The 363-nt window shown below is 59.8% G+C and carries 1 protein-coding gene; it reads right to left on the bottom strand.

Translation table 11 applies throughout. From position 1 onward, the window contains the following. A partial coding sequence (locus IB241_RS27370; RefSeq protein WP_192301283.1) for a hypothetical protein occupies positions 1-363 on the bottom strand: 363 nt, incomplete at both ends.

Genomic DNA, 363 nt, shown 5'->3' with positions numbered 1-363 from the left:
TCATCAACCGATTGCCCGCCACCACGTCCGGGCCGGTGCGGTTTTGCATGAGCAGGTTGCCGGCCGGGTCGTGTACGAAACGTTCCTGGTGGTCCTGGGAATGGTCGGCGCGGGTGAGGCGATTGAGTGGGTCGTAGCTGTAGTGGTGTTCGCCTTTGCGGGTGTCGAGGACGCGGTTCAGGTTGCCGGATTTGTCGTAGTCGTACTGCCGCCGGTAGAGGTGGTTCTGCTGTTGGGTGACGGTGTGGGCATGTAGCCGTTGCTGGTCGTCGTAGTGGTAGTGACTTAGCAGTTGGCCTTGCTGGCGTTGACGTTCCTGGCCGGATTTGAACAGGTGTGAGGTCAGCGTTTCACCATTCAACT

This window comes from Pseudomonas sp. PDM05 (assembly GCF_014851685.1).
GTDB lineage: Bacteria > Pseudomonadota > Gammaproteobacteria > Pseudomonadales > Pseudomonadaceae > Aquipseudomonas.
The sequence above is the reverse complement of the archived record's forward strand: the minus strand, read 5'-3'. Positions and strand labels throughout refer to the sequence as shown.